Consider the following 12,324-nt stretch of genomic DNA (forward strand, 5'->3'; position numbering starts at 1 on the left):
AAAAAAAGAAGGGCGCAACGCCGGCCAGAAGTGTCCAGCGGGAAGAACGCACCCTGCAACGGGTGTTGAACGGTCGCAACGAAGCGGCTACTCCGCATGGGCAAGCATGAGCGCGCCCTGGCCATCCGGCCACCAGACTTCGCCCAACTCGGAACTGGCATCGAAGAAGCCCACGCCATGCTTGGCGGCCAGGCCGAACACGGTGGCGTACGCGTCCTGCGCCTGCGACCAGGCGAATGCCGCATAGATGAGCGAACGGCCGACGCTGTAGTCGGTGGCACGTCCAGGTTCCTTGTCGACGTCGTCCGCGGCCAGCGGGCCGTTCATCGGCGGAAACGCAGCGACCATGTCCAGGTACCATGCGCGCAGCGGCGCCGAACTCACTGCCGGATCGTCGTAGCCGTGCTCCTCGCTCCATTCGGTCTGGGTGTCGTACCAGGCCAGGAACTGCTCGCGCTCTCGCGGTGCCGCATCCATGTTGAATACCGCCAGGTCGTAACTCATTCCATCTTCCTAGTCGTGGCGCGGGCGCCGCAGTGGCCGCGGCGAGTGTGTGGGCGCGCAAGCGTATGCGTCAACGCTGCTGTCCGCAGACGCGCGCCGCAGCACAGGCCGCATCCGTTTCACGCTAGCGACACCACTGCCGCTCGCATGGCACGCCGTCGTGGTTGCCGTCCATCTGCACGCCGGGACAATTGCGCAGGAAATAGATCGCCTCCTCGCACGAGGTCATCTGCGCGCAGTGGGTGCGTCCATCGCACTGGAAGCGCTGCCCGGATGACGCGGCGGCGGGGACGCCGGGCGCAGCGGGTGTGGCTGGTGCCACGCCTGTGCCCGGCGCTGGCGTGGCAGCGAAGCGCGGTGCGAGCAGCGAATACGCATAGGCACCAATGCCGATCACCAGCAGCACGGCCAGCACGCGGCCGAACGCGCTGCCGGAATGGGCGTCAGCCGCGGCGCGGCGCGCCGGCGTGGTCGGCGCGCGTCCGGGGCGCATCACCCGCACCGCGCGCGGCCGTCCTTCCGCGTCCTGTTCCAGGTCGAACGAAATCAGCTCGCCGAGCCGCGGATGCACGCCGTCGCGCGGGAACGCCGCGATGTGCACGAATATCTCGGCATCGCCATGCGCCGAGCGCACGAAGCCGAAACCCCGCTCATCGTCCCACTTGATCAACGTTCCGTGCGTGCGCATGGGACCACCTCGAAGCGAACCCGTATTCCTGTCTACCGCCGACAATAACGTGGGCGATGCCCGGTTGCGGCCATCGCCAACGGCGCCTAGCGCCCCAACGCGCCGAGGCCGAGCGTCGCCGCCGCACACCATGCCACGACCCACAGCGCCGGGCGCTGCAGGCGTGCCATCAACACCAGCCCCAGCGCCACCACCAGCAGATCCGGCGGGCTGCGGATGCCGTCGCGCCATAGCGGGTCGTACAGCGCCGCGGCCAGTACGCCGACGACCACGGCGTTGATGCCGGCCAGCGCCCGCGCCACCGATCCACGCCCGGCCAGCGCCTGCCACAGCGGCAACGCCGCGCCCAGGGCCAGCAGGCCCGGCGCGAACAACGCCGCCAGCGCCAGCATCGCCGCTGCCCCCGGGACGATGCCGCTCCCGGCGCTGGCCCCCAGATAGGCGGCCAGCGCGAACATCGGACCCGGCATCGCCTGTGCCGCGCCGTAGCCGGCGAGGAAGGTGTCCGCGGACATCCACCCACTGGCGACCAGTTCGCGCTGCAGCAACGGCAGCACCACGTGGCCGCCACCGAATACCAGCGCCCCGGCACGGTAGAACGCCGCGGCGAGCGGCACCGGCGTCGGCATCGCGGCATGGCGTGAAGAGATCCACAGCGCCGCCAGCAGCAGGCCGCCGAACGCCAGCGCACAGCACACCCCCACATCGCGGCGCCAGCGCCGCGGCGTGGCCGCCGCCATCGGCACCGACGGCGGCCGGCACCAGGCGATCCCGGCCAGTGCCCCCAGTCCGATCACCAGCGGCTGGCCCCAGGCACGGTCGAGCGCAAGCACCAGGGCCGCGGCCGCCACCGCCAGCAGCACCCGCAGCAGGTCCGGCGTCAGCGTGCGCGCCATCGCGTACACGCCATGCGCGACCACCACCACCGCGACCAGCTTGAGCCCGTGCAGCACGTCCGCGCCGAGCGGATGCAGCAGCCATCGCGGCGCAGACAGCGCCAGCGCGAACAGCAGCAGCGCCGACGGCAGGGTGAAGCCCACGAACGCCGCCAACGCCCCGCGCCAGCCCGCGCGCTGCCAGCCGATCGCGACGCCGAGCTGGCTGCTGGTCGGGCCGGGCAGCACCTGGCACAGCGACAGCAATTGCGCGAAGCCCGATTCGTCCAGCCAGCCGCGGCGGCGCACGAATTCCTCGCGAAAATAGCCCAGGTGCGCGAGCGGGCCGCCGAAACTGGTCAGCCCCAGGCGCAAGAACACCCCCAGCACTTCCCTGCTGCGTCCCGGCACGGATATTGGCGGCTGCTCAGCAGCAGACATGCGGCGTCCCCCTCCGCGCAGCGCCGACGATGGCGCAGGCCGATTCTGCCAGGGTAGTGCGACCGCCGCTGCCTGGGACCGCGAACGATCCATGCCGGCCGGCTGGGCACTGCCAAAGCGCGTTCGCATCTACACTGAACTGGCAGTTCGCCCGCCCCGGACGCGTGCGTTTCGACGCCGGCGAACCGTTCTGCCGCTTCTTCCCGGCGCAACGGCTAGTACCAACGAGACCGAGCCGCGCTGGCGAGGCAGACGAACGACTTCCCGGCGTGCAGCCATGCCCGAGCGCACTCCCGACCCGGGTTGCGGTACGCATCCCAGCGCCTGCGCGGCAGCACAACTGTCTACTACTTGTGCCGGGGCGATCGGCTAGAGTCGAACGCGTCGAGCAACGCTGCGGATCGCGCGATAGCCGCGCACGCAGCATCTGACGCGTCACCTGGCACCCGCGCGGCAGCGTCACCGCCCGCCCCGCAGCATTCGTCCCCCGATGCTGCCTGCCACGCTGGCGCGTTCCCCCTGCGCTCGACGCACCTGGGACGATCACACAGCAGTTGCCTTCACCCGCCGGTCAGGAGAGCGACATGGATATTTCTTCTTCGATCCCGTAAGCGCAGCGTCGCAGGGCGCTGTCCATCGCCGCGGCCAGGCGCGTACGCGCCGCGCCGGTGTGCGGCTGCCCGAACCAGTCTGTCTCGACACAGCCGTCGCCGCGGTTGCGGGCGTGCATGCCCGCACCCCGGGCCGGCGCGCCCGGCGCAAGGTCCGTCCTCGCGCAACGGGCCTCTGCATTCTCGACCGTGCCGTCGGCGTGGTCGTGTGGCCGGTCCGGGGCCGGGGAGAGTCCGGACACACCCAGCACGCAGGCCACGTCCGCGTGGGACCGACGCACACAACAGGGAGTACACCATGCACCTGCCTCATCTGCGCATCATCGCCGCTGCAGCCGCGCTGGCGCTCGCCAGCGGCACCGCGACCGCCGGCAAGTTTCCCGACTTCGGCTACGCGCCGCCACAGACCTACAAGGGCCCGCTGTTCCAGCTCAGCCAGGACTTTCCGCAGCAAGCGCCCAGCGGGCCGCCGCCGGCGTTCTTCCAGAAGTTGCCCAAGCCGCTGAGCAACAATTTCGAGACCTGGCGCGGCTACGTGGACGCGGTGAAGACCTATTGCCTGGAAGGCAACGTGGAAAGCGACTGGTACGTGCAGAACAACAAGGTCCGGCGTTGGTACCACGCACCGTGGCAGCACTACGGGCCGCTCGGCCGCGAAGGCGTGCACGGCCTCACCAAGGAAGCGCAGATCCAGGTGAAGCAGCTGGCACCGACCCAGCTCACCACCGGGCAGACCTTCGCGGTGGGCATCTACAACGACATCGGCGCCTATACCTTCGGCCAGGTGTGGAAGGATCCGCAGAATCCCGATCCCAGTTTCACCTCCAAGCCGAACAGCTTCCGCGACGGCACCGTGGTGTGCAAGGCGCTGTTCGCCGACGTGGACAGGAGTCAGGTGCCGTTCCTGCAGAACCCGGTGCTGTGGACGGCGTACGTCACCAACAGTTTCAGCTCGGCGGACAGAACGCTCAAGCAGGTGGCCCTGATCCAGATGGACTTCGCCGTGCGCGACCGGCGCATTCCCGGCACCGGCTGGATCTTCGGCACGTTCCAGTACAACGGCGCGGTCAGCGGCAAGCCCGGCTGGCAGAACCTGGTCCCGGTCGGGGTGATGTGGGGCAACGACCCGCAGAATACCGGCAACGACTACACCAACAAGCAGCCGACCCAGACCCGGATCAATCCCGGCATCCTGCAGTCGGCGATCAACGCCCGGCCCGAACTGCCGGCGACCCACCTGGGCTGGAACGGCCGCCTCAACGGCCCGGTCGACAATCCCATCAGTTCCTGCCTGAGCTGCCACATGACCGCCGAGTCGCCGCAACTCTCGCCGATGAACCCGACCTTCCAGGCGGCCAGCAAGATCCCGCCGGTCGGTTCCAAGGAATGGATGCGCTGGTTCCAGAACAACGCGGCCGGCACGCCGTTCGACGCGGCGGCCCAGAGCACCGACTTCAGCCTGCAGCTGGCCGGCGGCATCGCCAACTTCTACGACTGGAAGTGCACCCAGGACGGCGTGTTCGTCAGCGGCGGCAACCTCTGCCAGCAGAGCGCGCTGCCGCTGAAACTGATGCGCTCCACCACCCCGCCAGCGACGGTCTACCCGGTCGAACGCGGCGTGGACAACCAGGAGCTGGAATAGTCCCGGCGCGCTCCGTTTGTATGTCGGGCGGGGCGCATTGCCCTGCCCGGCATGCGGCGGTAGAAAGCGAACCGCGATGCGCTGGCCCGATGATGGTTCAGGCGCGCAAATGTCAGCGGCTCAACCTGGATGCGCCGGGACCTCCGGCGGGCCGAAGTAGGAGTTCGGCAACGGCGCGCTGCGGATCACGATCTTCTGCACGACCATGGTCGGATCGACCATCATGATCTTCAGCACATGCCGCCCCGCAGTGGACACGGACTGCGAGGCGGTCAGGGTGCGCGCATTGTTCCTGGCGTTCTCGTAGAACGCCTCGCCCAGGAAATCCTGCGACACGCGCTGCTCCGGCGTGAACACGCTGATGACCTGCGGCGGCTGATCGTCGAAGGCCACGGCCACGCTCAGCTGGTGCGCCGTGTTCACGTTGAGCGTCGGGTTGGTGATCAGATCGATGTCGTAACGGCCGGCCTTGGCCAGATAGACCGGATACTCCAGGCGCGGCGCAGTGCGCGGGTCGGAGAACGAGGCCGCGGTGACGGGAAAGACCGACATGGCGGCGCGTGCGCGGCCGTAGTCGGGGATGCGCTCCCAGCGCACGCCGCCGGCATCGACGTTGCGTTCGAACGCGTCGGCGGCGATCGCGATCGGCCCTTGCAAGCCGCCGAATGCGCCACGCGCTTCGCGCCGCTGCGCCGCGGAGGCCTTGATCGCCTTGACGTGAATCGTCTGCGTCTTTTGCGCGCCGGTCACGACGATCGTCCCGGCCTGCTCGCCGACGCCGGCCTGGTCCCAATCGATCTCGACCCAGAAGCGCCGATCGTGGCGTCCTACGCCGAACGGCTTGCCCTCGGCGATCACGATCCACGGCTCGGCCGCGGCCACCTCGAACGCGATCGGGCGCGCGCCGCGCGGAAACACGTCGACGTAGTGCCGCTGCCGGCACAGGCTGTCGAACATCGGCAGCTCCGGGTCGAGCCAGTAGCCCGGCCAGCCCGGCACCGCACCTTCGACTGCCACCGCATAATCGGCGGTGTCTTCGATCCGCAGCGTCGTCACGGCTGGCATGATGTTCGCCGGCGGCGAGTACCAGTCGAAGTAGCCCAGATGCACCTGGTCCATCAGGTGGTTCCACTTGCCGCCCGCCAGGCGCGTGTTGTAGTACTCGGTCAGTTCGCGGTCGCGCTGGAACAACTGCCGCACGTAGTCGGCCTCGGCGTTCGCGCTCGCCCGGCCCTGTTGCGCGTAGAACGCATTGCGCGCCGCGGCGATGTTCAATTCCGTCGCCGTCGCGCAGGCCTTCACCGGATGCAGCACCAACTGGTAATACGCGTCGTGCGCATCCGCCGGCAACCGCGACTGGATCCTTTCGGCCTGCGCCACCAGCGTGGCCCAGGCGTCCAGCACGCGCTCGGCCTCGCGGTAGTGCAGCAGGCTGAAGGTCTCCGGCTTCACCAGTTCCGGCTTGCGCCAGGCGTTGTACTTGGCGTATTTGGCGACGATGTCCGCGATCTGCACGGCGTGCTCGGCGCCGAATTCCCTGCTCGCCCAGCGCTGCGTCCAGCCGGCGACATCGTCCTTGGTGATCGCGTCCGGATTCCAGGCCAGCCGCAGGAAGAACTCGATCGGGATCTCCAACGGCTTGAAATCGCCGACGTTGGCGATCCAGATCCGGTTGGCGCCATAGCGGTGCGCCAGGGTCATCTGCTCCCAGATCTTCGGCAGCGGATTGCTGTTGAGCCACTTGTACGAGAACGGCCCGCCGTTCATGTCCATGTGGTAGTAGATGCCGGAGCCGCCGGCGCGCTGGCGCTCGTCGGGTTTCGGCAGCCGGCGCAGATTGCCGACGTTGTCGTCGGTGAACAGCAAGGTCACGTCGTCCGGCACCTTCAGGCCGGCGTCGTAGAACTTCTGCACCTCGGTGAACAGCGCCCACAGCTGCGGGACCTGGCTCGCATCGGCACCTAGTTCCGCGGCGAGAATCTTGCGCTGATCGGCGATGATGGTTTCGAGCAGGCGCAGATCGGCCTGCAGATCGCCGGCGCTGGCCATGGCCACGTCGCCGTCGCCGCGCATGCCCACCGTCACCAGCACCTCGTGCGAGCGGTTGCGTGCGATGCCTTCGCGGAAGAAGGTCTGCAACGCCTCATTGTTGGTGGCGTAGTTCCATTCGCCGTTGCCGTATTGCGTGCGGTGGTCGGTCCACTCCTTGTGCGCGCGCATCATCGGCTCGTGGTGCGAGGTGCCCATGACGATGCCGTATTCGTCGGCGAGCCGGGCGTTGTCCGCATCGTCCTGCGCGAACGCGTTGTCCCACATCGCCGGCCACAGGTAGTTCGCACGCAAGCGCAGCAGCACCTCGAACAGGCGTGCGTAGAACTTGGAATTCATCCCGCCGAACTTCTCGGTGGTCCACTTGCCCAGACACGGCTGCTCGTCGTTGAGGAACACGCCGCGATACTTCACCGCCGGCGGCCCTTCGAAATGCGTGCCGCGCCGGATCGAGATCGCCGGACGCCGCCGAACCGGCACGTCCGCCCACCAGTACCAGGGCGACACGCCGATCTGTTCGGACAGCGCATAGATGCCGTAGATGGTGCCACGCTTGTCGCTGCCGGCGATCACCAGCGCTTCGGCCACGCCAGGCATCGGATCGGCCACGGTCTGCAGCGTGTAGGACTCCCACTGCCCGAGGATCGGCGCGGCATCGAGCTTGCCGTCGGCGACCAGCGCATCGACGACCGCACTTTTGCCGAGCGTGCCGATCAGTACGGCCCGGCGATCGAGCCGGCTCTTTTCGTTCACGAGCGCGGCAGGCGTTCCGAACACGCGGCCGATGTCCTCGGCGAGATCGCGCGCCGCCCTGGCCACGCCAGGGAAATCCTGCACGTCCACCTGGATCGGCGCGACGCCCCCGTCGCCCGCGAGCCGAAACGCGTTGTTAGCGCTATCAAAAATGACCATGGCGCGCAGCGGCGAGGCGAAGATCGCCGCGCTCCCGGCGCCGACCAGGAAGTCGCGGCGCGAGAGGAGGAAGGAGGAATTCGATTCGGTCATGGGATGCGATTCGAGTGGCGAATGGAGTGAAAGAACCAGCGACATCCAGCGGCAATGCCGTCTTCGGGCCTCGTTGGAGCGGCACTGGCGCGCTCCCCTGCAGCGACCCGCACCAGGCAGGACGATAGGCAGGGAATCGTCCAGTTCGCAACACAAATGCAGTGCACGCCCTTCAACCGTGGCATGGCAGGGAAAATCGCACCCGAGTTGCTGCGCAGCAGCATGCAGCTGCGCTGGATGGATGCCCGCTAAGCGGCGCCGCCAATCACTCGCCTGGAAGATGGAGCAGACGCAACGCGCTGGTAATAGGCGTGGCGTTCGACGAGGCTTCCGCGGTACTCCACTTCGTCAGTTGGGGGCGACGAACGACACGCGAAGTCGAACGAGACGACCTTCTCCGATCCGTTCTTATGCGGCTCGTCTCATACCGGAGTTCGAGCTTGGCGTGCATCAGTTGGTTACGGTCGATCGTCTCGGCGCTCAGCCTGTGCTCCAACCATGCGTTCAACTCACCCGCTATCCACAGCGTCGGACTGTGACCGGCGCTATGCATGACCGTCTTTTCCATGCGCCAACCAGCCATCATCTGGCAGAGTTCGTTTGCGATGTCTTGCGGCACTTTACGGCGCATCAGGGCGCCTAACGCGCGTTGCGCGGCGCTGCCACACGCAATGGATGTGCCGGATTGTCTCTGAGGAATGCCGGCACTTGCGCGAGCCTGTCGGGCAGCGCTGGTCCAGACGTGCTGCGGTAGCTGGAGAAGCGGAAGCCAGCCTCGTAGAGCGCCTGGACCTTCGCCCACTGCTCTGTGTCCTTGGCGCGTGGCGCCTTGAACGAGCGTCCCATCTCATGGATCTCGCCGGCGCAATTCGGGCACACCGCAGAATAGCCCGGCCGCGGAGCGATCTTGAAACTCTTGCGGCATTCGAAGCACGCATGAGCAATCAAATAGTGGGGAAAGAATTTTTCTGCAGTCTCCATCGCAATCCCCTATCGCGTTACGCCGCTAGGCGGCGCTGGCGTGCAGGCGCTCATGCAAGCCATATCAGTCTTCGGACTTGTCATAGATGTCCAAGCACAGCGAGATGCCACGTTTGGAGAGCTCCCCGAGCACGCCCGGACTGAATTCGAGCCCATCATTCGACGACCCCATGAAGACGCCGCAGAAGATATCGAGCGTGAACCGTGACGCGAGCAGATCCCAGACCGCCGGATCGGCACTCAACTTGCCGAGGATTTCGGCAATCTGGGCAGAGATGTCTTCGGGGTGCCGATCGGCAGCAGACACGCTCCAACGCCCGGTCTTTTCCACGTAACGGTTTCCGGTCTTCTTGCCGATACGCACATCGCCTTTTGCGAACGCCCGGGTCGGCTCGCACTGCAACAGTGCGGTCACCTCGGCGGGCACGAGATCATCTCCGAAGACCCGGAACGAAACGATCGAAGACTCAGCGATTCCCATCTGCCTGCGAGCGACCCCTGGGCCGCATTGCAGCGGCGGCATTGCCAGTATCGCGCATCGTGGCCCAGCTTCAAACGCCGGGGCAGGCGGCGTCTGCGATGCTTTGCGGACGTCCTGGAGGCTGCCCCCCTGCCCCTGGCGCGCAGCGATGGTGCCGATCGACGCAGCATCGGCCTGCTTCTACCAGCGATGCAGGTTCCGTCACCCCTTCCCCACCGGCAACACCACATCCATCAGCGTCGCATCTTCCGGGTCCGGCGTGGCCTTGAAACCCAGGTGTTCGCACATCGCCAGCATGGTGCGGTTCTCGCGCAGGACCTGGCCTTCGACGACGTTGAGGCCCAGCCAGCCGGCGTATTCGATCATGATCCGCATCAGTTGCCAGCCGATGCCGTGGCCCTTGAGGTCGGAGCGGATCAGGATGCCGTATTCGCCGCGGTCGTAGTCGGCGTCGGCGTGCAGGCGCACCGCGCCGAGCATGTCGCCGGTCTTGGGTTCGATCGCCACCAGGGCGATCGAACGGGCGTAGTCGAGCTGGGTCAGGCGGGCGATGAATTCGTGGCTGAAGTGCTTCACCGCCTGGAAGAAGCGCAGGCGCAGGTCCTCGTCGGTGACGCGGGCGAAGAAGCTGCGGAACAGCGCATCGTCTTCCGGGCGCACCGGGCGCACGAACGCGGCGGCGCCGTCGTTGAGCACGATGCGCCGCTCCCATTCCTTCGGATACGGGAAGATCGCGAAGCGCGGGTGGCCGCGGCCCTTGTGCAGGCGCCGCGACGGCGCCACCGCCACGCGAGCGTCGACCGCGATCACGCCGTCGCGGTCGGCCAGCAGCGGATTGATGTCCAGCTCGCGGATTTCCGGCAGGTCGGCCGCCAGCTGCGCCAGCTTGACCAGCACCATCGCCACCGCGCGCTCGTCGGCCGCGGGGACGTCGCGGTAGGCCTTGAGGATGCGGCTGACGCGGGTGCGGCCGATCAGTTCGTGGGCCAGGCGCAGGTCCAGCGGCGGCAGCGCCAGCGCCTTGTCGTCGATCACTTCCACCGCGGTGCCGCCGCGACCGAACACGATCACCGGGCCGAAGGTGGGGTCGTCGGCGATGCCGGCGATCAGTTCGCGCGCCTTCGGCCGCAGCAACGTGGGCTGCACCAGCACGCCGTCGATGCGCGCGTCCGGACGCGCGGCGCGCGCGCGGGCGAGGATGCCTTCGGCGGCGTCCTGCACCGCCTGCGCGCTGACCAGATTGAGGCGCACGCCGTCCACGTCGGACTTGTGCGGGATGTCGGCCGAATGGATCTTCACCGCGACCGCCAGGCCCTGCGCCAGCATCGGTGCCGCCGCCAGCGCGGCGTCGGCGGCGCTGGCGGCGTGCACCACCGGCGCGGTGGGAATGCCGTAGGCGGCGAGCAGGCGGGTGGTGGCCAGCGGATCCAGCCAGGTCTGGCCGGCGGCCAGCGCAGCGTCGACGATGCCGCGCGCGGTGGCCGCGTCGAACACGAAATCCTCGGGCAGGCTGGGCGGGGTCTCCATCAGCGCCGCCTGCGCTTCGCGGTAGCGCACCAGGTGCATGAAGCCGCGCACCGCGTCGGCCTCGGTGGCGTAGGTGGGGATGTGCGCGGCGTTGAGCGCGGCGGTGGCGCTTTCGTCGTTGCCCAGCCACACCGCGAACACCGGCTTGTCGCGGTGGTGGCGCGGGCGCAGGCCGAGGGTACGGGTCAGCGCCTGCGCCGCGTCGGCCGAGGAGGTGAACGCGGTCGGCACGTTGACCACCAGCACCGCGTCGTTCTCCGGATCGGCCAGCAGCGCTTCGGCGGCGGCGGCATAGCGCTCGCCGTCGGCGTCGACCACGATGTCCACCGGGTTGGCGTGCGACCACTCCTGCGGCAGCGCCTGCTCCAGGCGTTGCAGGGTCTGCGGCGACAGCGCGGCCAGGGTGCCGCCGAGGTCGGCGAGCTTGTCCACCGCCAGGCGGCCGACGCCGCCGCCGTTGCTGAGGATCGCCAGGCGGCGGCCGGGGAAGGTGCTGAGCCGGCCCAGGGTCTCGGCCGCGGCGAACAGTTCGTCCAGCGCGCGCACGCGCAACAGACCGGCGCGGGCGAAGGCGGCGCCGTAGACCGCGTCGGAACTGGCCAGCGCCTGCACATGGGTGTCGGCGTTGGGGTCGATGCGCAGCAGGCGCCCGGATTTCACCACCACCACGGGTTTGGCGCGCGCCGCGGCGCGCGCGGCGGACATGAACTTGCGTGCGTCGTGGATGTGTTCGACGTACAGCAGGATGGCGCGGGTGCGGTAATCGGTGGCGAAGTAGTCGAGCAGGTCGCCGAAGTCCACGTCCAGCGCATCGCCCAGCGACACCACCGCGGAGAAGCCGACCGAGCGCGCCACGCCCCACTCCACCAGGGCGGCGGCGATGGCGCTGGATTCGGAGATCAGCGCCAGGTCGCCGGGCTGCGGGCAATGCGCGGCGATGCTGGCGTTGAGCTTGGCGTGCGGGGCGATCACGCCCAGGCAGTGCGGACCCAGGATGCGCAGGCCCTTGGCGCGCGCCGCCGCCTCGACCCGCGCCGCGGCCGAGCCCGGGCCTTCGCCCAGCCCGGCGGTGAGGATGATCGCCGCGGCGACGCCGCGCCGCGCGGCGATGGCGACGATGCGCGGCACGATCCGCGCCGGCGCGGTGATGACCACCAGGTCCGGCACCCAGGCCAGATCGGTGAGCCGGCGCACGGTGGGCACGCCGTCGATCTCGCGGTAGCGCGGGCTGACCCAGCCGATCTGCCCGGGAAAGCCGGCGGCGCGCAGGTTGCGCACCACCGCGCGCCCGGCCGAGCGCTCGCGCGGACTGCCGCCGACGATAGCGACCGAAGCGGGGCGGAACACGGACTGCAGGTGGTAGGTGCTCATGGCGGGCGTGGGGCGGGCAAGCGGTGCGACAACGGTACACGGGTGATGCTGGCGCGGGGATGATTGGAAGATGCGGACGATCCGCGGCCTGCAGCGTCGCGGCTTTGGTCGATGCGGGAATGACGGTGGGTTCCGGCGTCCACGCGTCG

The 12,324-nt window shown here is 68.5% G+C and carries 9 protein-coding genes and 1 pseudogene; 2 read left to right on the top strand and 8 right to left on the bottom strand.

Features of this window, described 5'->3' with window-relative positions:
- Positions 1–87: 87 nt before the first annotated feature.
- From AB8810_RS22680 to chrA, 3 genes are all read right to left on the bottom strand, one after another.
- Positions 88–504 carry a hypothetical protein gene (locus AB8810_RS22680; protein WP_369914977.1) on the bottom strand — a complete coding sequence of 139 codons (417 nt, stop codon included), beginning with the start codon at positions 502–504 and terminating at the stop codon, positions 88–90.
- A gap of 124 nt (positions 505–628) precedes the next feature.
- Positions 629–1,192, bottom strand: a complete 564-nt coding sequence (locus tag AB8810_RS22685) for an excalibur calcium-binding domain-containing protein (protein ID WP_369914978.1) — start codon at positions 1,190–1,192, stop codon at positions 629–631.
- Between the two features lie 86 nt (positions 1,193–1,278).
- Complete coding sequence (gene chrA / locus AB8810_RS22690) at positions 1,279–2,508, bottom strand: chromate transporter (RefSeq protein ID WP_191825996.1); 1,230 nt, start codon at positions 2,506–2,508, stop codon at positions 1,279–1,281.
- Positions 2,509–2,639: 131 nt separating this feature from the next.
- Between chrA and AB8810_RS22695 the strand changes: the two are divergent.
- A pseudogene (locus tag AB8810_RS22695) lies at positions 2,640–2,755 on the top strand (DUF6065 family protein); the annotation flags it as partial.
- A 324-nt stretch (positions 2,756–3,079) separates the two neighbouring features.
- Here the strand turns inward: AB8810_RS22695 and AB8810_RS22700 are convergent.
- Positions 3,080–3,238: a hypothetical protein gene (locus AB8810_RS22700; protein ID WP_369914979.1), complete on the bottom strand. Its 159-nt coding sequence runs from the start codon at positions 3,236–3,238 to the stop codon at positions 3,080–3,082.
- Between the two features lie 179 nt (positions 3,239–3,417).
- Between AB8810_RS22700 and AB8810_RS22705 the strand changes: the two genes are divergently transcribed.
- Positions 3,418–4,761, top strand: coding sequence for a hypothetical protein (locus AB8810_RS22705; protein WP_179569786.1), 1,344 nt, complete (start codon positions 3,418–3,420; stop codon positions 4,759–4,761).
- A gap of 120 nt (positions 4,762–4,881) precedes the next feature.
- On the opposite strand, the gene AB8810_RS22710 is transcribed toward AB8810_RS22705, so the two are convergent.
- The 4 genes from AB8810_RS22710 to AB8810_RS22725 form a co-directional block, all read right to left on the bottom strand.
- The gene (locus AB8810_RS22710) at positions 4,882–7,971 is read right to left on the bottom strand and encodes a glycosyl hydrolase 115 family protein (protein WP_369914980.1); all 3,090 of its coding nucleotides are present in this window, start codon (positions 7,969–7,971) and stop codon (positions 4,882–4,884) included.
- A gap of 483 nt (positions 7,972–8,454) precedes the next feature.
- Positions 8,455–8,796, bottom strand: a complete 342-nt coding sequence (locus AB8810_RS22715; RefSeq protein ID WP_179569790.1) for a hypothetical protein — start codon at positions 8,794–8,796, stop codon at positions 8,455–8,457.
- A gap of 64 nt (positions 8,797–8,860) precedes the next feature.
- A complete protein-coding gene (locus tag AB8810_RS22720; protein ID WP_369914981.1) occupies positions 8,861–9,319 on the bottom strand; it encodes a DUF4279 domain-containing protein in 459 nt (152 codons plus the stop codon).
- A gap of 159 nt (positions 9,320–9,478) precedes the next feature.
- A complete protein-coding gene (locus AB8810_RS22725) occupies positions 9,479–12,175 on the bottom strand; it encodes a bifunctional acetate--CoA ligase family protein/GNAT family N-acetyltransferase (RefSeq protein WP_179569792.1) in 2,697 nt (898 codons plus the stop codon).
- Positions 12,176–12,324: the final 149 nt, after the last annotated feature.

Source organism: Xanthomonas sp. NCPPB 3005, assembly GCF_041228095.2.
Classification (GTDB): Bacteria; Pseudomonadota; Gammaproteobacteria; order Xanthomonadales; family Xanthomonadaceae; genus Xanthomonas_A; species Xanthomonas_A bonasiae.

What these genes read in the sequence shown, in the direction of transcription:
- AB8810_RS22680 (WP_369914977.1), bottom strand. Translation starts at nt 504, where the DNA reads ATGAGTTACGACCTGGCGGTATTCAACATGGATGCGGCACCGCGAGAG.
- AB8810_RS22685 (WP_369914978.1), bottom strand. Translation starts at nt 1,192, where the DNA reads ATGCGCACGCACGGAACGTTGATCAAGTGGGACGATGAGCGGGGTTTC.
- chrA (WP_191825996.1), bottom strand. Translation starts at nt 2,508, where the DNA reads ATGTCTGCTGCTGAGCAGCCGCCAATATCCGTGCCGGGACGCAGCAGG.
- AB8810_RS22700 (WP_369914979.1), bottom strand. Translation starts at nt 3,238, where the DNA reads ATGCACGCCCGCAACCGCGGCGACGGCTGTGTCGAGACAGACTGGTTC.
- AB8810_RS22705 (WP_179569786.1), top strand. Translation starts at nt 3,418, where the DNA reads ATGCACCTGCCTCATCTGCGCATCATCGCCGCTGCAGCCGCGCTGGCG.
- AB8810_RS22715 (WP_179569790.1), bottom strand. Translation starts at nt 8,796, where the DNA reads ATGGAGACTGCAGAAAAATTCTTTCCCCACTATTTGATTGCTCATGCG.
- AB8810_RS22720 (WP_369914981.1), bottom strand. Translation starts at nt 9,319, where the DNA reads ATGCCGCCGCTGCAATGCGGCCCAGGGGTCGCTCGCAGGCAGATGGGA.
- AB8810_RS22725 (WP_179569792.1), bottom strand. Translation starts at nt 12,175, where the DNA reads ATGAGCACCTACCACCTGCAGTCCGTGTTCCGCCCCGCTTCGGTCGCT.